This is a genomic window from Streptomyces sp. NBC_01775 (assembly GCF_035917675.1).
Classification (GTDB): Bacteria; Actinomycetota; Actinomycetes; order Streptomycetales; family Streptomycetaceae; genus Streptomyces.
The window spans coordinates 785250-805704 of record NZ_CP109104.1; the positions used below are offsets into that span (position 1 = coordinate 785250).

The window sequence follows — 20455 nt, forward strand, 5'->3', positions numbered from 1 at the left end:
CTGGGGTGGGATAAGGGAACGGGACGGGCCCGTACCGGATGTCGTGGGGGCGTACGGCGCGGAGACGCGCGGTGCTGGTGGGGGCTCCGAGGAGGGCAGCCGGTCAGCAGGTTTAAGGGCAGGTGGTAGGGCAGCTGGTCAGCAGGCGGTGGGGGCAGCCGGTCAGCAGGTCAGGCCGGTGCGGGGCCGGGCCCGGCTGCTCAGCTTGCCGCGCCTTGCCCGAGGCGTACGGCGGTCGAGCCGGAGACGGTGGCCGGCGTCCGGGTGCCCCACGCCCGAGGCGCTCCCGCCCCCTGCCGCACCGGCACCGGGGTGCGCGTCGACCAGCCCGGAGCGGAAGAGCCCGTGGTCGATGCGGCGGGCCGCGGCCGACTCCAGTTCCTCTCGGAGCGGCCCGTCGCGCAGGACCGCGCCGGGACCGAGCAGCCCCTCGACCACGGCCAGCGCCCCCGCGACATCACCGTGGCCGAGCCGCTCCCGGACCGCGGGCAGCGCCTCCGGATTACGGTGCACCGCGTCGATCGCCCGCAGGCAGGGCAGCCCCGGCCCGCCGAGCGCCACCAGCAATGCCTCCCGGCGCAGTTGGGCCGGGCCGTGGTCGATCGCCGTCAACACCCCGTCCCGCAGCGCGATCCGGTGGACCTCGTCCCCGCACTCCACCCGGTGCGGGTCGCCGGGCTCGGGGGCGGGGCCGGCCACCGGTGCCGGTCCGGACTCAGCCAGTGCTGCGGCGACGAGCGGATGCAGCCGCTCGGCCGGGACCAGCCCGGCCCGCAGCAGCTCCAGGTCCGGGAGGACCCGGGCCGCCGCCTCCGGCAGCACCGGAAGCGCCGCGATCTCCTGCGGCGGCAGCGCCTCCCGCAGCGGCCGGAACGTCGGGGCATGGCTGTCGTCGGGGGCGACGAGTTCGAGCGCCGTGCGGCTCCGCGTACCGAGCCGCACGGTGAAGGCGCCGCGAGGGCGCCCCTCGGCCCGCAACAGCAACTCCGCCTCGGCGGCCCAGCTGGTCACCGCCCATGGGGAATCGTGATGGGTGGGCCGATCCGGCAGATCCGGCAGGACCGACCGGCCGGATGTGTGGGGCCGGCCGGGCGACGCCATGGACGGTGCCCCGGCGGCACCGCACCGCCGCGCCAGTTCGCCGCTTCGCCCGGAGTCCCAGAGATGACGGTGCAGGTCGAGCCGGAAGCGCCGGTCGGGATGCGGGTGTGGATGGTGCTCCGGGCCGTCGTCCCCGGACCCCTCCCACAGGGCCAGGGACATCCGCTGTCCGGCGTCCGCCCAGGCCGGCGGTGTCCGCACCACCAGCCGCAGCGGCGTGACACCGGAACTCCGGTAACCGGCGAGAGGGATGGTGAGGCCGGGCCGGAGCCGCCCGTCGGGGGCGATCCGGGGCATGTGCCATCGGAGCAGATCCGGCGCCAGCCGACGCAGATCTGCACGAAGGCGGGAGACGAGATCGGTGCCGTGGCGGTCGCGCACGGCGCGCAGATCGAGATCGACGTCGATACGGGCGGCGGCACAAGCCCCCGCCCAGTCACCGACCGCACACCGTGCGGTCGCGGTCTCGATCATGGACGGTGGCACGGCGTACTCGCGCACGCGCTGCCACATCAGCAGGCGGGTCGGAATCCTGTTCGCGAAGTGATGTGCCATCAGCACTCACCTTGCGCGAACGATTCCCCCAATCCGTACAGGGAAGAGTTCATCATCGCCAGCATCGTAACCATCCCGACGGTGATCTGTCAGTCCCCTTGTTACTCCAGTTGCCGTTCGCCATCGTTGCTGGTCAGCGGGATACCTTCGAGCACCCCTGCCTGACGGGCCGCCATGTGGCGGGAGTTCACGCGGCCGGTCACAGCTCCTCCTCCAGCCGAATCGCCTGCCGTAGCGAGTCCCTTGCCCGGTGCGACTCGCCCTCCTGGGCCTCCAGCATGGCCGCCGCGATCGCGTCCAGCTTGCGCTGGAGAGCGTCTTCGGCCCGCCGTTCGGAGTTCTTGAGCAGGGCCAGCATGACCAGGTTGACGGAAGTGAGTACGTCGCCCGCGAAGATCAGCCAGGGAACAGGCAGATGCACCAGGTGGACGATGACCATCCCGGTGATCAGGATCAGACAGATCAGGAAGAAGAGCGGCGAGCTGGTCAGGTTCGAGGCGGCCTCCGCGAGGCGGGCGAACCGGCCGCGGCGGTCGCCGCCCCGATGGGACGGGTGCTGGAAGATCATGCACTCCGTGTTCCCCCGACGCCAGGGATGAGGCACCCCGTCTGTCACTCACGCATCAGCCGGGGGCATCACCCCCAACGGAAACGAGGGCTCCACGGTCTCGTCCGCGCCGGCGAGCTTGCTCATGCGTTACGCGTTCGACGCCCCGCTGATCCGGCAGTGGGCCCGGGAGCCGGGTCGAGCGCTGTGCCCGACGACGCGGTCGTCGGCCGCGTCACCGAGCGCCGGGCCCGCCAGGTGCTGACCACTTTGGGAAGGCGGCTCCGGGAAGGCGGCTCCTGCGCAAGCTCCGCTGCTCCACCACCCGCACCACCAACCTCGTCCAGGCCGTCCTCACCCTGCCTCGTTCGAATGGCCCTGGAAATCCACGGGCCCGATACGACAGGCCAAGCGCCGCAGAACGGAACTCTTGTTCGCCGCGTACCCGTAACGGCACCCGTTTCGGGTCCGTTCTTAGAGCACCAGTACCCCTCGTGCGCCCATCCGGAGGACACCGTGGCTCGCAGACCTGCTCCAGCGTCTCCTTTCACCGCAATCGAACAGAACCGTCCCGGCAGCCCCTCCGCCATGGACGCGTGGCGCGGCGTTGACGCCGCCGCGCTCAGCGCCGCCGGCCCCGGATGCTGCGAGACAGGGGTCCAGACCCGCGGCGGGCCTGGCCGGCGAGCCCACAGCGTGCCGGACCGGTGTGCCGATGAGTCCTTGTCCACGGGGGCCGCCCCGCACCTCACCGCAAACGCGAGGCCCGCGCCGGCGACCTCACCCTTTCCGGGATCGGACCGGTCCCTTCCTCCCGCGACACAGGGACGGTGTGCATGAGGCTGCGACGGAAGCCGGACCGGACCGCGCGCGGGATCTCGGACGCGGAGCGGGAGCTGTACGGGGGCCGGCTGCGCTATGACATGTCGTTCGTGCACCACGAGGGCGCGCTGACCCGGATGGGCTTCGGGAAGATGGCCGCGGCGCTGCCGCGCATGGCGGGGATGGTTCTGCGCACCGGATGGGCCGCAGACCGCCGTGCGCTGGCCGGTGTCGTGGTGGCACAGCTCGGGCAGGGCGTGACCGCCGCCTGGGGCCTGGTCGCGGTCAACAGCGTCCTCACCCAGCTGTTCTCCCGGGGCCCGACCGCGGACAAGCTCCGCGAGGCCCTCCCCTCGCTGGTGGTGCTGGCGCTGGTGTCGGTGGGGGCAGCGGTGCTGGCGGCGTGGTCGACGGCGATGTCCGGCCGTCTGGAGCCGCAGGTGGAACGGGCGGTCTCCGCCCGCTACTACGAGGCCGTCACCCGGGTCGAGGTGGAGGCGACCGAACGCCCGGAGGTCCAACGCGTCCTGGAAGCGGGGAAGTTCGGCACCGACTCCGCTCGCAACATGCTCCGGCTGTCAGTGGGTGTGGGCAATGTGCTGATCAGCATGGTGGCAGCCGCGGCCGTGCTGGCCTCGCTGCACCCTCTGCTGCTGCCGATGCTGCTGGCCATCGCCCTGCCCAAGGGATGGGGCGCGGTGCGCTCGGCCCGCCGCGAGTACACCTCACGGCTGAACTGGGTCGATCACCGGCGTGCCATCGCCTCGCTGCTGGCGTACCTGACCCGGCCGCACGCCGCGGGCGAGATCCGCGCGCACGCGGCCGGTGCCAGGCTGCTGCGCGGCTATGAGGAGATGTCCCGGCAGACGGAAGGCGAACAGCGGCGGCTGGCGCGGGCACAGGCCCACACCGATCTGGCGGCGGGAGGCTTCTCCGGGCTGGCGTCCCTGGCCTGCTACGGCATGCTGTGGTGGCTGCTCACCAGCGGCGCGCTGCCGCTGGCCGTCGGCGGCACCGCGGTCATCGCCATCCGCAACTCCACCGCGCGGCTCACCTCCCTCGTCCAGCAGGTCAACCGCCTCTACGAAGAGACCCTCTTCCTGACCGACACCAAGAACGCCACCGAACTGGCCGCGCGGCACGCCATCCCGCGGACGGGCACGCCACTGCCCTCCCCCGTACAGGCCATCCACGTCGAGGATGTCTCCTTCACCTACCCCGGCGCGGAAACGCCCTCGCTGGAGGGCGTGAGCGTGTCCGTGCGGCGGGGTGAGGTGACGGCGCTGGTCGGGGCGAACGGTTCGGGCAAGACCACGCTCACCAAGATCCTCGCCGGTCTGCTGCTTCCCGCCGACGGGAACGTGTGGTGGGAAGGTGCGGCCGGCAACCGCGTCGAGATCCGCGAAGCGGACCGCACCCAGGTCTTCGCCTCCGTCGGGCTGCTGAGCCAGGACTTCCCCCACTGGGAGATGACCGCCGGCACGAACGTGGCCATCGGCGCCGGAGACCGGCCCCGGGACATGGACCGGATCAAGGAGGCCGCACAGGCCGCCGATGTGAGAACGCTGATCGAGGGCCTGCCCCACGCCTGGGACTCCATCGTCTTCAAAGGCTACGAGCGCGGGGTCCAGCTCTCCGGCGGGCAGTGGCAGAAGCTGGGAAACGCTCGGAGCCGATACAGGAACGCACCGTTCTTCCTCGTCGACGAACCCACCTCCGCACTCGACCCCCATGCGGAAATCGAGGCGTTCGAGGGGCTGTGGACCCTGGCTGACAACGGTGCCGCGGTCGTCCTCGTCACGCACCGGCTCGCCGCGACCGCGAAGGCGGACCACATCTACGTCCTCGACCAGGGCGCCGTCGTCGAAAAGGGCACCCACGGGCAGCTCATGGCCCGCGACGGTGGCCGGTACCGCGAGATGTTCGAGGCCCAGGCCGCCCAGTACGGGGCCGGCCCGGCGCCCGCAGAGTACCTCCCCTCCCCCCGCCGCGGCGCCACCCCCCAGCCCAAGGAGAACCAGTGAGCACGCACCGCGCCCCGATGCCGTCTCAGGGCGAAGCCCGGCGGCCTGCCACCACGCGCGAGCCCGTGAACGCCTCGGCCCTGATCCGCAACGACGAGGGCCAGTACCTGCTGCACCTGCGCGACCATCTGCCGGGCCTGATCCGGGAACCGGGTGCCTGGTCGCTCCTGGGCGGCTGTCGTCAACCGCAGGACCAGTCGCTGGAGGAGACCGTCCGCAGGGAACCGCGGGAAGAAGCCGGCCTGGACATCGCCGTACTGGAACCGCTCGCCATCGAGGAAGCCCGCGGCAGCGACGGTGAGACCGTCCCCATCGCCGTCTACGCGGGCCGGTGGAACGGTGAACCCGCCGATCTCGCGCTGACCGAGGGAGTGATGCTGCACCGGTTCACCCCGGACGTGTTCCCCCGCCCGCGGATCAGCCCCTCGACCCTCGCTCTGGTGCGTCGCCACGCCGTCGGCGGAACCGAGCCCGCCTGCGGCGATACGTCACCACAGGCCGAGCCCTTCGCCTCCGGCGAGCCTCCTGGAGCCCGACAAATGCACCGGCTGGGGCTGGTGGCACCCCGACGCGCTTCCCGAGCAGGTCGTGCCCTACACCCGGGCAGCCATCGAAGGCATCCGAGCGGGACGCCGCTACACCGAGCTGGGCTGGTCATGACCGCCCAGCCGACTCCGGGTGCAGGCCGAACCGGCCTGCACAAGGGCACACTTCCCCGGCGAGCCCCGGGCACGCAAACGGGAGCCGCGCCTGAGACGGCCGCTGCCCGGGCAGCGACGGCCGGCCGGCTTGAGGCCACCGGCGCCCTCGGCCCCGGCCTGGTGCGCGAGGACCTGCGCGCGCTGCCGCGCGAAGTGCACCCCACCCGAGGTGAAGTATGAGCAACGCTCCACAACGGCACACGGAGCCCGTCGACGTGCACGTGATCCTGCGGCGCGAGGGCACGGTGGGCCCGGAGGTACTGCTCTCACGTCGAGCCGGCACCGTGTACGCGTCCGGGCTGTGGCACCTGCCGAGCGGGCACCTGGACGGCCCGCACGAGGACGTCGTCGAAGCGCTGGTGCGCGAGGCGCGCGAGGAGACCGGCGTCGTCATCGACCCCGTCGATGTCCGTACGGCCGCCACAGTGCACCACCGCAGCCCCGGCGGGGACGCCCGGCTCGGGCTCTTCTTCGAGGTCCGGCGCTGGCAGCGCTCACCACACATCCGAGAGCCGCAGGTGTGCGACGCCATGGGCTTCTACCGGCTGGACGAGCTTCCAGCGCCGATGGTGGCCTACTGCCGGGCCGGGCTGGACGCCTACCGCAGCGGTGGACGGCTCGCGGTGCACTTCCAAGAGCCGGGGGACTCGATCGCCTGCAACCCTGCGCAAGACCGGCTCCGCCTCATCCCCGCCACCGGCGAACCGCCCGAGGGGAACCGGCCGAAGACAGCGGTGCGGGAGTTCGCGGAGCGGGCGGTCGGACCCGTCGCCACCTGGACGGACACCTCCTGGTCCCGTGAAACCAGCCAGGTGTGGCGGGCCAGCGGTAGGGCGGGGGGAACGTGGTACGTCAAAGTCCACGCCGGCGACCGCTTCCACGGCCGGGAGGTGACCGCCTACCGGACCTGGATCCCACACCTGGGCGCGGCCGTGCCCAGGCTGGTGGCCGCTGACGCACAACTGCGTGCCATCGTCGTCACCGCGGTGCCCGGCCGCCCACTGCACGGCGCCGTACACCCGCCCGAGGAGCAGCAGCGGCTCTTCCGCCGGATCGGCGCCCTCGCCTCGGCCATCCACCGCAGCGCGTCCTCGCACCCCGCCGCGGCCGACCACGGCCCGAACCTGGGAAAGGTCGACCGTCATCTGCGAGGAGCACGCCCCCACCTCGGCCCAGGAGACGAGGAGTTCATCCGCACCCTCATCCAACGGGCTCAGGATCTGCCGGGCCTGGAGCAGGTGATCACTCACGGGGACTTCCAGCTCCGCAACCTGCTACGGGCCGAGGACGGCTCTGTCACCGTGATCGACTTCGAAAGAAGCGAGCCCGCCCCGGCCGTACGGGATCTGGTCCGCCTCTCCGACGCGTGGGCCGGCCGACCAGACCTCTTCGACGCGTTCCTCACCGGCTACGGCCGCAAGCTCACCCCTCTCGAAGAGCGGCGTCTGGTCACCGACTCCGCCCTCGATTCCCTCTCCGGGATGCGGTTCGGCACCGCCCACGGCGATCCCGAACTGGTTGAGCGAGGGCGCCGCACCCTGACGCACCTCCGCGCCGAACACCGGCTGTGAACGACCGTCTCCCACCGCCCCGCCGGGCGGGACCGCGAGCGCCACATCCAGCAGGATCTTGCCCGGATCACGCACCGCCCGGGGCTTCCGCCATGGCGCCGGTGCTGACGACAACGCCGAATCCAGACCGCTCGGTGACCCGGTACGCCGGGCACCGTGCCTGGTGCTCAGCGCAGCGGGTCGAGGTGCCGCAGGAGCGGTGGCACTTCGCCGTTGCCGGTCATGGCGTCGGCGAGGAGCCTGCCGGTGAGCGGCCCGAGCACCATGCCCCACATCCCGTGTCCTCCGGCTATCTGCACCCGGGGTGAGCGGCTTGGACCGACCAGTGGCAGCCCGTCCGCGGTGCAGGGGCGCGATCCGACCCACTCCTCGTGGCGGTCGTTCCAGTCGATGCCGGAGAACATCGGCCGTGCGGATTCGATGATGGTGCGAATACGCCGGGGATCCAACGGCGCGTCGGGCGCGCGGAACTCCATGCTGCCGGTGACCCGGAAGCGGTCGCCCAGCGGATTGCAGGCGATCCGCTGGCCCGACAGGTAGATCGGGTGCGTGGGCATCACCCGCGGTCGTACCGTGAAGCTGTATCCACGTCCCGCCTGCACCCGCATGCGTACGCCGAAGGGTTGTGCCAGGTCGTTGAGCCAGGCGCCACCGGCGAGTACGACGGCGTCGGCACGTACCGTGTCCGTCGCCTTCGAGGTGGCGGAGGGGACCAACTCGACGCCGGTTTCACCCAGATCGTGGACCCGGGCCACGGAGAAATCCTCGACGATCTCGCCACCCCGGTCGCGGATGTCTTCCGCGAGAGTGCGCATGAATTCGGGCGGGTTGATGAAGCGTTGCCCGTACACCCGCAGTCCGGTGCGGACTTCGGCACTGAGTACGGGCTCGAGTTCCCGCAGCTCCCCACCGGTGACGGTCTCGTACCGGGCCTCGTCGCCGCCGCTCGCGCTCATGTGCGCGAATTCCTCCAGTATGTGCTCCCGGTCCTGACGGTTCCGGCAGGCGATGACGAGCGGGTCGGCGCTCTTCACCGGCGCGCTCACGCCGCCCTCGGCGAGCTGCTCGTACGCCGCGAGACAGGCGCGGTTGAGTTCGTTGAACACCGTCATCGTGCGCTGCCACTGCCGTGCCGTGCAGTTGCGTGCGAACGACAGGAGAAACGACCAGAGTTGCCGGTCGATCGCCGGCGGTATGGACACCGGCGAGGAGCGGTCGAGGAACGACCTGAAGCCGTAGCGCAACACGGAAGGTTCCGGAAGCGGCACGGTGAACGCGGGATTCAGCATGCCCGCATTACCCCAGGAACTGCCCGCGGCAACTCCCGTACGGTCCAGCACGGTCACGCGCACACCGCGTTCCTGGAGGAACCACGCGGTGGAGAGTCCGGCCATGCCGGCGCCGACGACGGCAACATGCTCGGGGGCGGTACGGGTTGTGTTCACGATCACCTCAGAATGCGCTGGAGAGGGAATACGGTCTGCGGGCACCTGTCAGTCGAGAGGTTTTCCGGCGGTCTCCGGCATGAACGCCACAGGAATCAGCGTCACCAACGCCACCAACATCAGGTAGAACGCGGGTATGTTCAGGTTTCCGGTCTTCTCGACCACGAAGGTCATCAGGAGAGGAGCCGTACCGCCGAAAATGGCGAAGGATACGTTGTAGCCGATGGCCACGCCCGTGCCGCGCACCCGGGCGGGGAACAGCGCGGGCAAGGTGGCGGTGGTGGTCCCCAGAATCGGGATGTGGCAGAGCGTGAGAATGAGTATTCCGGCGAGCACGGGGGGCCAACTGGCCTGCTGAATCAGCTGGAAGGCCGGATAGGCCAGCACGGCGTACGCGAGGGCCGCGCCCATCAGCATGGTCTTGCGTCCGACGCGGTCGGAGAGCATGCCCGCGAAGGGAATGGCCACGGTGAGCAGTGCTCCGGCGATGAACACCAGGAACTGCGTGGTCGCCGAGGCCATGCCCAGCTCTTCGGAGAGGTAACTGGGCAGATAGGTGAGCAGCACATAGGTGCCGATGCTGGAGCAGATGACGATGCCCCCGCAGATGAGCACCCGCAGTCGATGCTCTGTGAGTGCCTCCCGGACGGGGGCGCCCGGTTCGGCGTCCTGCTCGACGAGTGCGTGGAAGCTCGGCGTATCCGTCAGGCGCATCCGGAGGTAGAGGCCGATGGTGCCGAGCGGCAGGGCGATCAGGAAGGGGATCCGCCAACCCCAGGATTCCATTGCCGCGTCGGACAGCAGATAAGTGAGCGCGGTGGTGAGTCCCGAGGCCAGCAGAAAGCCGGCGAGTGCCCCGCACTCCAGCCAGCTCGCCCAGAATCCGCGGCGCCGGTCGGGGGCGTACTCGACGACGAAGGTCGAGGCTCCGCCGTATTCGCCGCCCACCGCGAAGCCCTGCACCATCCGGGCCAGGAGCAGCGCGAGGGGAGCGAACACGCCTGCTGTGCCGTAGCCGGGCAGCAGGCCGATGACGCTGGTGGCTCCGGCCATGGTGAGGATCGTCAGCGAAAGTGTCTTCTTACGGCCGATCTTGTCGTTCAGCGGCCCCAGTACAAAGGCGCCCAACGGCCGGACGGCGAAGGCCAGCGCGAAGGTGGCGAAGGATGCGAGCAGTGAGAGACTGGATTCCGACTGCGGGAAGAACACCTTCGCCAGCACCACGGCGAGATAGCCGTACGTGGCGTAGTCGTACCATTCGGTGGCATTGCCGATCATCGCGGCTGTCACCGCACGGCGCTGCATCGCTCTGTCGGTCTGTGGGCGAGGGCCTTTTTCCCGCAGTTCGCTCATCCTGGGCTTCCTGTCCGACTGTTCCGGGTGTTCCGGCGCGTACGCGCCGGAACGGTTCAGGTCATTGCGGATTCACGCTTCGATGATGTCCGCCGGCCCGTGGGTGAGTACTCGGGTGCCGTGCTCCTCCACCACGAAGGTCTGGCTCAGTCCGACCATCGACTTGCCGAAGGAACGGAACGAGCCCGGAATGTGGAACACCATCCCGCTCACCAGAGGTTCGTGATTGTCGGGAGTGAGATAGAACGGGGCACCGTCCATCCAGTGCGGCTTGTGGGCCAGGCCGACGGGATATCCGAAGAGCTGGTGAAACATGACGTCGTCCGGGAGCCGGCCGAGCGCCTTCCCCGCCTGGACGGCGACCTGCGAGGCGGTGACGCCGTCCGCCGCGGTCTCCAGCACGGCGGCGACGGCGGTACGCGCGAGCTCGGCCAGCCGCTGGTCCGCGGCGCCCAGCGCGCCGCCTCGCACCACGGTGCGCATCACCGGCGCGTGGTAGCGCGACCGGGTGCCGGCGAACTCCATGAAGGTGGGCCCACTGCCCAACTCCCGTCCCACCCAGCTCGAATGCGGAATGCCGCTGCGCTGCCCGGTGACGACGAGCGGCCCCCAGGCGGAGGGCGAGTCGGCCTCGGCGTACAGCGCCGCGGCGATCGCGGCGGCCACGGAAGAGTCGGTGGCGCCGGGGACGTGGGTGGCGGCCACTCCCGCCTCCACCCCCCGCTGCGTCACCGCGGCTGCCTCCTCCACCCGGCGCAGCTCGGCGGAGGAGAGCACCAGACGGGCCCGCTCGACGAGGTAGTCGGGGTGCACGACCGTCAGACCGTGCTCGCGCAGGATGTCCAGCGCGCGCGGGGGTGTGGAGGCATGCCCGATCTCGACGCCCACGCGGGCGCCCTCGGGGAGCACCGATGCCGCGTGCTGAAGGAAGAGTTCGAGCCCGACCAGCGCGTCCGCGTAACCGCAGAAGTGGAGATTCCCGGCCACCGAACTGGCCAGCGCCCTGCCGACTTCCAGGTCGGGAAGGTAGAGATGGGTGTCGGAGGCGGTGACCAGCAGCGGTTGGGGAGCCGTCTCCGCTGTGTGATAGCCGCACAGGTACTCCACGCTGGAGGGGCGGAAGACCAGCATCGCGTCCAGCGGCAGCCGGTCCATGCGACCGCGCAGCTCGCTCAGCCGCGCACCGTACTCGGCCTCGTCGAAGGCGGGGCCCTCGGCGGCCCGTACCGCCGCCGCGGACTCCTCGGTGAGCCAACCCGGCGACGGAGCGTTGCCGAGCCGGGTGATGTTCGGGCCGTATCCGCTGTGCTCTGAGGTACCCATGTGACCCTCTTCCTGATGAAGGATTTCCCGTGGCTCGTTCGGTGGCCGCACGCCCTGCCTGCCGCGGCATGCGTGCCGCGGCGGGCTGCGGGACATTCGGGCGGCCTGGTGCTCGTGCTCTCCCCGGCGTGCGGCTACGGGCCGGGCCGCGTTCGGCCGTTTCCCGGCCGTGCCGGCTGTGCTGACGTATGCGAGGGACCGGCGTGATCGCTGAGACAGGTGGATGACGCTGAGACAGGTGGATGACTGAGATCGGGCTGCCCGGGCTGCGCGAGCGAGGTCAGCCGACCTTCGCTTCTCGCTGTGCACGCAGTCTGGTTCACCGAATTCCTTCACGTCTATTGGGAAATCCTTCAGTCATCACTTTAGATTTGGTTAATGGAACTCTCGCTGAACCGTCTCCGGATGCTCCGGGAGCTGGCCCGCTGCGGCACCCTCACCGAAGCGGCGGCGGCGCTCCACTACACGCCCTCCGCCGTCTCCCAGCAGTTGGCGGCGCTGGAGCGTGAGGTGTGTGTGCCGCTGCTGGAGCATGTCGGGCGCCGCGTGCGCCTGACGGAGACCGGGCGTGTGCTCGCGCAACACGCCGAGGAGATCCTGGCCGCCGAGGAGCGCGCCCGGATAGCGCTCGAGCAGGCCCGGGAAACCCTCACGGCCGACCTCACCGTGGGCGTACTGGCGACCCTCGCGGGCACCCTCGTGCCACCCACGCTGGCCACCCTCGCCGAACGGCACCCCGGCGTACGGGTCAAGACCAGGGAGGTCGTACCGGAGGAGACGCAGTCGGCCGTACGGGACGGCGACCTCGACCTGGCGTTCGTGCTGGACTATCCAGCCGCACCCGGCTCCGCCGTCCGGGACAGCGCCCTGGAGTGCACGCTCATCGGCGTGGAACAGCTCCACCTCGTCGCCCCGCACGGGAGCCTGGGCGCACCGACGGATCCCAGGGGGTCCGCCGAGCGGCCTCCCCCGGCTGCCGCTTTGCCGCGGCATACCGGCGAGGACCGTACGGTTTCGGGCGCCCCGGTGGAGCTCGCGGACCTGGCCGAGTGCTCCTGGGTCGCGTCCGGGACCGACACCGAGTTCGGCCGCGCCCTGTTGTCGGTGTGCCGGGCGGCCGGCTTCACGCCGCACATCGCGCATCAGATCGACGAGCAGTCGACAGCGATGGCGATGGTGGCGATGGGTCTCGGCGTCACTCTGGTCGCCGAACTCGCGTTGCCGCTGCGGCCCGTGGGCGTCGACGTCTTCCCCTTCCGCGAGCCGATCAGGCGCCGGATCACCGTCATCCGGCGGACGTCGACCAGGGACCGCCCGTCGGAGCGGGCCTTCGTCCGTGCCGCTCTGGACACGGCCACCTCGCTCCGGTTGCTCAAGGATCCGGCCGACGAAGGCTGACCTCAGCACCGCGACACCGGCCGGGCAGTCCCCGCCCAGGGCAGTCGCGAGCGCCAAGGTCCAGCGGGGTCTTGCCCGGGTCACGCACCGCCCGCGGCTCGCGCCACGGCGCGAGCGCCGCCGGCAATGCCGCGTTCACGCCACTCTTCCGAGCCGTCTCCACCAGCGGGACCGGGGATGACCCCGCGGCGCGGCACGGGCTGCGATCTCCCGGGCACAGCGGATCGGCGAATTGTTTTGGACATGATGAAAAATCCTGGGATCGGCCTTGCCCTCTCAAGATCGCGGTGACTCAATGGGACCGCTTCCGGAAGCTGACCAGCCATCAGATCTGGGGTGCGCACCCACCCCACCCCCACACGAAGGCGGGACTTCATGAGACACGGCAGACTCGCAACAGGCACGGCCCTGAGTATCGGCGCCGCCGTCGCCGGCACGCTCGCCCTGGCACCGAGCGCCTACGCGGTGGAGCCGCAGACCGCCACGATCTCCTTCGACTGCGGAACATGGGGTTCGGGCGAGGCCACGCTCGACGCGACCCAGGACGGCACCGCCGCGACCATCACGGTCACCACCGACGCGATCACTTCACCCATCGACGTGGCGGCCGGCTCCGTCTCCTCGACGCTCACCCTGAGCAAGAACGAGACCGGGACCACGCAGTTCACCGGTAGCGCCAACCCGGCCCTCCCCGCCGGCAGCCCGGTCTCCACCGGCCCACTGGACGGCACGGTCGCCTCCGGCGACGCCCTGGAGGCCCAGTCACTGACGATCACGGTTCTGGGTGTCACCGTGACCTGCGACGCCACCTCCCCGCAGACTCCCGGGCCATTCGTGTTCGACTGAGCGCCCGACCGGGCCTAGGACACCGTCCCGGCACCGGGGCCCCCGGTGCCGGGACGACTGCGCGGCGCACAGCGTGCCACCGGCTCACGCCCCGGTCCCGGCGTCGTGGCCACTCCGGTCCGCAATCTCGTCAGCGTTCCAGCAGGACCCTGACGTCCCAGGCGTTCAGCCTCAGTTCTTCCCCCGCCTGGTGATCCGTGCCGTCGGGCACGTCCCGGACGACGGCGGGGCGCCGGACCGGTACCTCGGCCCAGGACCAGTTGTGCACGAAACGCAGCCTGCGGCCGTCGGGAGCGGTGGCACCCGTGCTGGTGACGCTCTCCTGCCCGAACCTCCAGCCGTCGTCCTGGCCGGGGACGGTCCACCGGAGCAGTGAGGCGGCGAACCGGGTCCGGTACGGTGCCGTCTTCGCCGTAGGCGACGCCCCGAACACGGCGCAGGGGCTGCTGGAGTGCCAGGTGTCGCGTCAGCGCTTGATCTCCTTGATCTTCAGCATGCGCGTGATGACCTTGTCGAGCTCGGCGTCGTCGAAGACCTTCTTCCAGTCGTCGCGGACGATCGATTCGCGGCCGTAGTCCATGGCGATGAGGCAGGCGTCGGAGAACGGGTTGGAGCCCTTGAGCGTGTTCGCGAGCGCGACCTGCGTGTGGCCGAGCAGCATGGCGCGGGCGGCGTTCTCGGGGACGCCGACGGTGTGCACGGTCTCGTGCAGCGCCTCGGTGAGCAGAGCGCCGACCATGCAGGCGATGGTCTCGACAAGGGTCGGCTCCAGGACGGCGAGCTGCTTGACGGTCACCCAGTGGACGTCGACGACCGGGGCGTACATGACGCGGATGACGGACTCGGCGAGCGCCTGCTTGTCGGCGTCGCCGCCCTCGTACGCGGCGACGACCTCCTGCGGCGCGGCGATACCGCCGAAGGTGTCCTGCCACTCCTCCTTGGTGGTGCGCTCCAGGAAGACGGACGGGTGGCAGGGGTGCGCGCAGGTGTAGTGCACGTCGTCGCGGGCGAACAGCAGGCCCGCGTAGGCGGCGGCCGGGTCGAGGGTGAGGACGACGGCGCCCGGCTTCATCAGCGGCACCAGCTGCTCCGAGACGGTGCCAAGGACGATGTCCGGCACCGCGAGGATCACGACGTCGGCCTCCTTGGCGGCGGCGTCGGAGTCGGTCAGCTCGCGGCCGAGCGAGCGGATCAGCTCCTGCCCCTTCTCGGATGCCTCGCTGAAGAGCACCCGGAAGTCGCTCCCGACCAGGTTGTCGGAGACACGCTGGCCCATCTTGCCGGCGGCCCCGATGACGGCGACGGTCTGGTTCGCGGTGGCCATGGTCATTCGCTCCTCAGAAGGGTGTTGCTGGAAAGGGTGCTGATGCTGTGCCGGGTCCACTGGTCTTCGAGGCGGGCCGTCGTGTCGAAGCCGTCGTCCTGCCACGGGAGCCAGTGCTCCACGATCTGGTTGATGCCGCGCTCGTGCGGCCGGACCGCGGCGGTCATGGCGGCGTAGTCCAGCAGGCCGGTACCCAGCGGGCAGCCCGCGTAGGTGAAGCCCACCCAGCCGTCGCGCCGGGTGAAGGCGAAGTCCTTGACGTGGACGTTGACCACGTACGGGGCGGTGGCCTCGACGACGTCGACGGGCCGCTCCAGGCGGGCGACGCTGTTCCCGGGGTCGAGGACGACGCCCAGCCGCCGGCTGCCCACGTTCTCCACCACGGTGACGAGGTCGTCGGTGGAGACCTGCTCGTAGGTCTCCAGGCCGAGGGTGACACCTGCCTCGGTGCAGGCGGGCAGTGCCTGCCGCAGCAGGGTCGTGGCCTCTTCGACGGTCGGCCGGTGGTCGGCCGTGTTCATCATGGAGCGGACGAGCGTGACGTCCAACTGCCCGGCGATATCCAGGTACTTGGCCAGATGTCCGGGGCGTACGCCCCGGGTTCCGAGCTCCAGGGTCAGCCCCAGGTCGCGTGCGGCGTCGCGGACGTCGGCCAGGCGGGCGGCGTCGTAGGACTCGATGGGCGGGTAGTCGCAGATCTGGAAGACCCGGCCGCCGAGCTGATTGGTGTCCACGAGCATGTCCAGGAGGGACAGCGGCTTCGGAGCGCGTTCGGAGATCCGCCAGAAGTACGCGTACGTGCTGATGCCGTATGCCATCACGCCACCGCCGCACGGGGGTTGATCTCGTCGAGGATGTTCCCGACGGCCGACGAGTTGTGCGCGAAGCGCCCCAGGAACAGACCGCCGACCGAACCACCGAGGCGGGTGAGCAGGCCGGGCCCGGCGCTGCCGCCGTAGATGACGGTCGAGCCGGCGTACTGGGGACCGGAGTTCAGCCACTCCGCCAACGCCTCGCACACCGTGGTGATGTGCTCGGGCGAGGCCGGCTCGGGCGCGCCGATGGCCCACTGCGGCTCGTACGCGAGGACGACCTTGCCGCTGAGCCCGTGCAGCAGGCGCGCCGCCTCGGCGACGGTGCGGCGCGCGGCCTCCTCCGGCTCGACCGGGTCCAGTTCACCGACGCACAGGACGGGGGTGAGCTTGTTGCGCAGGGCGGCGGCCGTCTTCCCGGCGACGACCGTGTCGCCCTCGCCGTAGAGGCGGCGCCGCTCGGCGTGGCCGACCTCGGCGTAGCGGCAGCCGATCTCCCTCAGGTACGGGCCGGAGACCTCGCCGGTGTAGGCGCCGGTGTCCTCCGTGGCGATGTCCTGCGCGCCGATGTCGACGCCGCTGCGCGCGAGGACCCCGGCCACCGGCACGATCGCCGGGAAGGCGGGGAGCACGAACAGGCGGGCCGCGCCGCTGGTGACGGCGGGGTGCTCGTCGGCCAGTTGGACGATCTTCCGCGCCCAGTTGAGGGTCTCGTGGTGGCCGAAGTACATCTTCAGGCTCACCCCGAGCAGGACGGGGGCGTTCATCAGGCGGCCTCGGACTCGTTCTCGTAGTCGCTCATCAACTGGACCTTCTCGGCGGACGGCGAGGCGTCGTCGAAGCGGTAGGTCAGCCACTCGGCGGCCAGCCGGCGGGCCAGTTCCAGGCCGACGACGCGCTGCCCGAAGGTGAGGACCTGCGCGTCGTTGGAGAGGATCGCGCGCTCCACGGAGAACGAGTCGTGAGCGGTGACCGCGCGGATCCCCTTGACCTTGTTGGCGGCGATCGCCACGCCCAGGCCGGTGCCGCACACGAGCAGCGCCCGGTCGGCGTCGCCGCGCGCCACCATCTCCGCGGCGGCTATGGCGATCTCGGGGTAGGGGGTGTGCCCGTCGGCGTCCACGCCCACGTCGGTCACGGAGGCGACAAGGTCGCTGGCCTGGAGGTCCTTCTTCAGTACCTCCTTGTACTGGTGGCCGGCGTCGTCGCTGCCGACGACCATCCGCAGCTGCTCACTCATGTGACATGTCCTTACGGGGAGTCAGGGGGTCAGAGGGTTGGAGAGGGTCGGGGTGTTACCGGCGGTGGGCGAGCGCGCTGTGGACGGCGCGGACTATCAGGGCGAGGGAGTGTGCGCCCGCGTCGGGGGTGCCCAGGGACTTCTCGGCGTGCGGACGGGCCCGTCCCATGCGGGGCAGCAGGCGCGCGGTGTCGCTGGCGGCCGTCTCGGCGGCGTCGGCGGCGACGTCCCAGGCGGCGGGCAGCGCGGCGCCCTCGGAGATCTGCCGGCCGAGCGTGTCGGCGAACGGTACGAGGACGTCGACCATCGTCTTGTCGCCGACCTCGGCGCCGCCGGCCTCGCGCACACCGTCGGACGCCCGCACGACTCCGCGGGCGACGGTCGCCGGGGTTGGCCGGTCGGTGTCGCCGAGCGCGTCGGCCATCGAGCGGAGGATGACGCCCCACAGAGCGCCGGAGGTACCGCCGGCCTTGTCCGCCCAGGCGTCGGCGGCCTCGGTGAGCAGGCTGCGGGCTCCGGCCCCCGACTCCTGGGCGCGCAGCGCCGCCTCGTGGGCGCCGCCGGCGCCGCGCTGCATGCCGATGCCGTGGTCACCGTCGCCGGCGACGGCGTCGATGTGTCCGAGTTCGTCGGTGTGCGCGTCGACGGTCTCCTTGATCAGCCGCAGGGCGTCGAGTGCGATGCCGGCGGCCCGGCGGGAGTCGTCACTCGCGCGGTACGGCTCGGGGCCGCTGTCGGTCTCCTGCGACGTCTCCTCCGCGTCGGCGGCGGCCACCTGCGGCACAGCGCCCTTCCGGTAGGCGGGTGTGTCGGCGGGCGCGGTCCACAACGCTTCGAGCGTGTCGTCGAGCCAGGTCACAGAGAGGGAGACGCCGGCCATGTCGAAGCTGGTCACGAGCTCGCCGACCTCGGGATCGACGGTCTGCACGCCCGCGTCGTCGAGCAGCTGGGCCACGCGCCGGTAGACGACGAAGAGTTCCTCGTACTTGACGGAGCCGAGGCCGTTGAGGATCACGGCGGCGCGCTGTCCGCGCGACCCGGCCACGCCGTCGGGGAGTTCCTTCAGGAGGGTCGACACCAGGAGCTCGGCGGCCTCGTCGGCGGTGGGCACGGCCTGTTCGCCGATGCCGGGTTCGCCGTGGATGCCGAGACCGACGGCCATCCGCCCCTCCGGGACGGTGAACAGCGGGTGGTCTGCACCGGGCAGGGTGCAGCCGGAGAAGGCGATGCCGAAGGAGCGGGTGCGGGCGTTGGCGTGCTCGGCCACCCGCGCCACCTCGTCGAGCGGCAGGCCTTGCTCGGCGGCGGCGGCCGTGACCTTGAAGACGGGCAGGTCACCCGCGATGCCACGGCGCTTGTGAGCCTCCTCGGGCGCGGCGCTGGACAGGTCGTCGGCGACGGCGAGGGTACGGGCCGGGATGCCGTCGGCGGCCAGTCGCTCGGCGGCCTGACCGAAGTGCAGGACGTCGCCCGCGTAGTTGCCGTACAGGAGCATGACCCCGCCGCCGGACTGCGCGGCCTTGGCGACCGTGCGGATCTGTAGCGCGGAGGGGGAGGCGAAGACATTGCCCACGGCGGCACCGTGCGCGAGGCCCTGTCCGACCAGGCCGGAGAAGGCCGGGTAGTGGCCGGAGCCACCACCGATGACGACGGCCACCTGGCCGGGGACCTTCGCGGTGGCCCGGACCACACCGCCGGGGACGGGGCGCACCCAGCGGCGATGGGCGGCGGCGAACCCTTCGAGTGCTTCGTCGGCGAAGGCAGCGGGGTCGTTGTACAGGCGGGTCATCGCTGGGTCTCCGCGGGAGCTGAGGGGGCGGACGGGGACTGGGGGGCACGGGAGGCGAGGAAGATCATCAGGGCGGCGGACAGGAGCATGAAGGCGCCGACGAGGTAGAGCGGCACGGAGTAGTCGCCGGTCCAGTCCTTGAGCCAGCCGGTGATGTAGCTGGAGGCGAATCCGGCGATGTTGCCCGCCGTGTTGATCAGGGCGATGCCGACCGCGGCAGCCGCGCCGGTCAGGAAGCGGGAGGGGACGGCCCAGAACACCGGCAGGGCGGCGAAGATCGAACAGGCGGTGACCGTGATGACGGCGACGGTGGCCCCCGGGGAGCCCATGTAAAGGGCGAGGGGGATGGAGACGCCGCCGACGATCGCGGGCCCGGCGACGTGCCGGGTGCGGGTGCCGTTGCGGGTGGCGTGCCGGCTCCAGAAGTAGAGGACGACGGCGGCCGGCAGGTAGGGAATGGCGGTGATCCACGCCTTGTCCATCACGCTGAAGGTGGTGTCGAACTCCTCCTGGAAGCCGTTGATGATGGTCGGCAGGAAGAACGCGAGCGCGTACAGGCCGTAGACGAACCCGAAGTAGACGAGGGCGAGGATCCACACGCGGGCGTTGGTGAAGGCGGCCTTCAGGTCGCCCTTGGCATGCTTGCCCTCGTGACCCGTCTTCTCGGCGTTCTCGGCGGCGAGCTCCGTGGTGAGCCAGTCCCGCTCCTCCGGCGTGAGCCACTTGGCGTCGGCCGGGCGGTCGATCAGGTAGAACCAGGCGACGACGCCCAGCAGGATCGCCGGGACCGAGACGAACAGGAACATCACGCGCCAGCCCTCGAGCCCGAAGAGGCCGTGGTGGCCGATGAGCCAGCCCGCGAGCGGGGCGCCGAGGACCGTGGTCAGCGGCTGGGCCAGGTAGAAGAGACCCAGGATCTTGGTGCGGTGGCGGCTGGGTACCCACTGGCTCAGGTAGAGGATCGCGCCCGGGAAGAAGCCGGCCTCGGCGACGCCCAGCAAGAAGCGCAGCGTGTAGAGCTGCTCGGTGCCGTTCACCCAGGTGAACAGCAGTGAGACGACGCCCCAGGTGACCATGATCCGGGCCAGCCAGCGGCGGGCTCCGAAGCGGTGCAGGGCCATGTTGCTGGGGATCTCCAGCACGATGTAGCCGAGGAAGAAGATCCCGGAGGCGAAGCCGAACTGGGCGGCCGTGAGCGCCAGGTCCTCCCCCATCCCGTTGGGTTCGGCGAACGACACCGCGGTGCGGTCCAGGTAGTTCACGAAGAACATCAGGGCCACGAACGGGACGAGACGGGTCGAGATCTTCCTGATCGCCGACGCTTCGACGGCTGACCTCGGTTTCGCCACGGGCGACGCGGGACTGACAGGCATGGCCACTCCTCGGCTCTCCGGACAGCTCTGTCCGGACTTGGGGCACTCTCGGCACACGAAGGGGGTCAGCGGGGCTGGCCACGCCGGACGGGGCCGATCTGCGATTCACGCTAAGCCCGGTCCAGCAAATTGGTCACCAATTTACCAATGTGGCGAGGATCGCACTTCCTCCTCGCGGTGAACCCTTGACAAAACGGGCGCGATAAGACGCCATACACGCTCCCTGAGCAG

Annotated in this window: 17 protein-coding genes; 5 read left to right on the forward strand and 12 right to left on the reverse strand. The window is 70.7% G+C overall.

Annotated elements, in window-relative coordinates; all coding sequences use genetic code 11:
• Positions 1–162: 162 nt before the first annotated feature.
• Together OHB04_RS03800 and OHB04_RS03805 are read right to left on the reverse strand one after the other, a co-directional pair.
• Positions 163–1656, reverse strand: coding sequence for a hypothetical protein (locus OHB04_RS03800; RefSeq protein ID WP_326806802.1), 1494 nt, complete (start codon positions 1654–1656; stop codon positions 163–165).
• Positions 1657–1855: 199 nt separating this feature from the next.
• Positions 1856–2224 carry a hypothetical protein gene (locus OHB04_RS03805; protein WP_326686246.1) on the reverse strand — a complete coding sequence of 123 codons (369 nt, stop codon included), beginning with the start codon at positions 2222–2224 and terminating at the stop codon, positions 1856–1858.
• Between the two features lie 815 nt (positions 2225–3039).
• Between OHB04_RS03805 and OHB04_RS03810 the strand changes: the two genes are divergently transcribed.
• From OHB04_RS03810 to OHB04_RS03820, 3 genes are read left to right on the forward strand one after another with little or no spacing between them, the layout of a single operon-like run.
• Complete coding sequence (locus OHB04_RS03810) at positions 3040–5049, forward strand: ABC transporter ATP-binding protein (protein ID WP_326686247.1); 2010 nt, start codon at positions 3040–3042, stop codon at positions 5047–5049.
• Positions 5046–5930: an NUDIX hydrolase gene (locus OHB04_RS03815; RefSeq protein ID WP_326806803.1), complete on the forward strand. Its 885-nt coding sequence runs from the start codon at positions 5046–5048 to the stop codon at positions 5928–5930. The genes OHB04_RS03810 and OHB04_RS03815 overlap by 4 nt, the downstream gene beginning before the upstream one ends.
• Complete coding sequence (locus tag OHB04_RS03820; RefSeq protein WP_326806804.1) at positions 5927–7321, forward strand: phosphotransferase; 1395 nt, start codon at positions 5927–5929, stop codon at positions 7319–7321. Before OHB04_RS03815 ends, OHB04_RS03820 begins: the two co-directional genes overlap by 4 nt.
• Before the next feature lie 167 nt (positions 7322–7488).
• Here the strand turns inward: OHB04_RS03820 and OHB04_RS03825 are convergent, their stop codons facing one another.
• From OHB04_RS03825 to OHB04_RS03835, 3 genes are all read right to left on the reverse strand, one after another.
• Positions 7489–8766 (reverse strand): NAD(P)/FAD-dependent oxidoreductase, encoded by a 1278-nt coding sequence (locus tag OHB04_RS03825; RefSeq protein ID WP_326686250.1) that lies wholly within the window; start codon positions 8764–8766, stop codon positions 7489–7491.
• Between the two features lie 48 nt (positions 8767–8814).
• A complete protein-coding gene (locus OHB04_RS03830) occupies positions 8815–10119 on the reverse strand; it encodes an MFS transporter (RefSeq protein ID WP_326686251.1) in 1305 nt (434 codons plus the stop codon).
• A 72-nt stretch (positions 10120–10191) separates the two neighbouring features.
• Positions 10192–11442, reverse strand: coding sequence for a M24 family metallopeptidase (locus OHB04_RS03835; protein ID WP_326806805.1), 1251 nt, complete (start codon positions 11440–11442; stop codon positions 10192–10194).
• Positions 11443–11820: 378 nt separating this feature from the next.
• Between OHB04_RS03835 and OHB04_RS03840 the strand changes: the two genes are divergently transcribed.
• Together OHB04_RS03840 and OHB04_RS03850 are read left to right on the forward strand one after the other, a co-directional pair.
• Positions 11821–12840 (forward strand): LysR family transcriptional regulator, encoded by a 1020-nt coding sequence (locus tag OHB04_RS03840; protein WP_326686253.1) that lies wholly within the window; start codon positions 11821–11823, stop codon positions 12838–12840.
• A gap of 375 nt (positions 12841–13215) precedes the next feature.
• Positions 13216–13686, forward strand: coding sequence for a hypothetical protein (locus OHB04_RS03850; protein ID WP_326686254.1), 471 nt, complete (start codon positions 13216–13218; stop codon positions 13684–13686).
• 130 nt (positions 13687–13816) lie between these two features.
• On the opposite strand, the gene OHB04_RS03855 is transcribed toward OHB04_RS03850, so the two are convergent.
• Genes OHB04_RS03855 through OHB04_RS03885 form a run of 7 tightly spaced genes read right to left on the reverse strand, consistent with a single transcriptional unit; the run spans position 13817 to position 20224 of the window.
• Positions 13817–14119 (reverse strand): hypothetical protein, encoded by a 303-nt coding sequence (locus OHB04_RS03855; protein WP_326686255.1) that lies wholly within the window; start codon positions 14117–14119, stop codon positions 13817–13819.
• Between the two features lie 33 nt (positions 14120–14152).
• Complete coding sequence (locus OHB04_RS03860; RefSeq protein ID WP_326806807.1) at positions 14153–15010, reverse strand: phosphogluconate dehydrogenase C-terminal domain-containing protein; 858 nt, start codon at positions 15008–15010, stop codon at positions 14153–14155.
• A gap of 2 nt (positions 15011–15012) precedes the next feature.
• Positions 15013–15828: a sugar phosphate isomerase/epimerase family protein gene (locus OHB04_RS03865; RefSeq protein ID WP_326686257.1), complete on the reverse strand. Its 816-nt coding sequence runs from the start codon at positions 15826–15828 to the stop codon at positions 15013–15015.
• Complete coding sequence (locus OHB04_RS03870) at positions 15828–16589, reverse strand: triose-phosphate isomerase family protein (RefSeq protein ID WP_326686258.1); 762 nt, start codon at positions 16587–16589, stop codon at positions 15828–15830. The genes OHB04_RS03865 and OHB04_RS03870 overlap by 1 nt, the downstream gene beginning before the upstream one ends.
• Positions 16589–17062 (reverse strand): ribose-5-phosphate isomerase, encoded by a 474-nt coding sequence (locus tag OHB04_RS03875; protein ID WP_326686259.1) that lies wholly within the window; start codon positions 17060–17062, stop codon positions 16589–16591. Before OHB04_RS03875 ends, OHB04_RS03870 begins: the two co-directional genes overlap by 1 nt.
• 55 nt (positions 17063–17117) lie before the next feature.
• On the reverse strand, positions 17118–18851 hold the full coding sequence (locus tag OHB04_RS03880) for a dihydroxyacetone kinase family protein (RefSeq protein ID WP_326806808.1): 1734 nt from the start codon (positions 18849–18851) through the stop codon (positions 17118–17120).
• Positions 18848–20224: an MFS transporter gene (locus tag OHB04_RS03885; RefSeq protein ID WP_326806809.1), complete on the reverse strand. Its 1377-nt coding sequence runs from the start codon at positions 20222–20224 to the stop codon at positions 18848–18850. The genes OHB04_RS03880 and OHB04_RS03885 overlap by 4 nt, the downstream gene beginning before the upstream one ends.
• Positions 20225–20455 lie beyond the last annotated feature (231 nt).

Coding starts and splice junctions, on each gene's coding strand:
- OHB04_RS03880 (WP_326806808.1), bottom strand. CDS start 18,851: ATGACCCGCCTGTACAACGACCCCGCTGCCTTCGCCGACGAAGCACTC.
- OHB04_RS03830 (WP_326686251.1), bottom strand. CDS start 10,119: ATGAGCGAACTGCGGGAAAAAGGCCCTCGCCCACAGACCGACAGAGCG.
- OHB04_RS03800 (WP_326806802.1), bottom strand. CDS start 1,656: ATGGCACATCACTTCGCGAACAGGATTCCGACCCGCCTGCTGATGTGG.
- OHB04_RS03835 (WP_326806805.1), bottom strand. CDS start 11,442: ATGGGTACCTCAGAGCACAGCGGATACGGCCCGAACATCACCCGGCTC.
- OHB04_RS03870 (WP_326686258.1), bottom strand. CDS start 16,589: ATGAACGCCCCCGTCCTGCTCGGGGTGAGCCTGAAGATGTACTTCGGC.
- OHB04_RS03885 (WP_326806809.1), bottom strand. CDS start 20,224: ATGCCTGTCAGTCCCGCGTCGCCCGTGGCGAAACCGAGGTCAGCCGTC.
- OHB04_RS03875 (WP_326686259.1), bottom strand. CDS start 17,062: ATGAGTGAGCAGCTGCGGATGGTCGTCGGCAGCGACGACGCCGGCCAC.
- OHB04_RS03820 (WP_326806804.1), top strand. CDS start 5,927: ATGAGCAACGCTCCACAACGGCACACGGAGCCCGTCGACGTGCACGTG.
- OHB04_RS03805 (WP_326686246.1), bottom strand. CDS start 2,224: ATGATCTTCCAGCACCCGTCCCATCGGGGCGGCGACCGCCGCGGCCGG.
- OHB04_RS03865 (WP_326686257.1), bottom strand. CDS start 15,828: ATGGCATACGGCATCAGCACGTACGCGTACTTCTGGCGGATCTCCGAA.
- OHB04_RS03850 (WP_326686254.1), top strand. CDS start 13,216: ATGAGACACGGCAGACTCGCAACAGGCACGGCCCTGAGTATCGGCGCC.
- OHB04_RS03840 (WP_326686253.1), top strand. CDS start 11,821: ATGGAACTCTCGCTGAACCGTCTCCGGATGCTCCGGGAGCTGGCCCGC.
- OHB04_RS03860 (WP_326806807.1), bottom strand. CDS start 15,010: ATGGCCACCGCGAACCAGACCGTCGCCGTCATCGGGGCCGCCGGCAAG.
- OHB04_RS03810 (WP_326686247.1), top strand. CDS start 3,040: ATGAGGCTGCGACGGAAGCCGGACCGGACCGCGCGCGGGATCTCGGAC.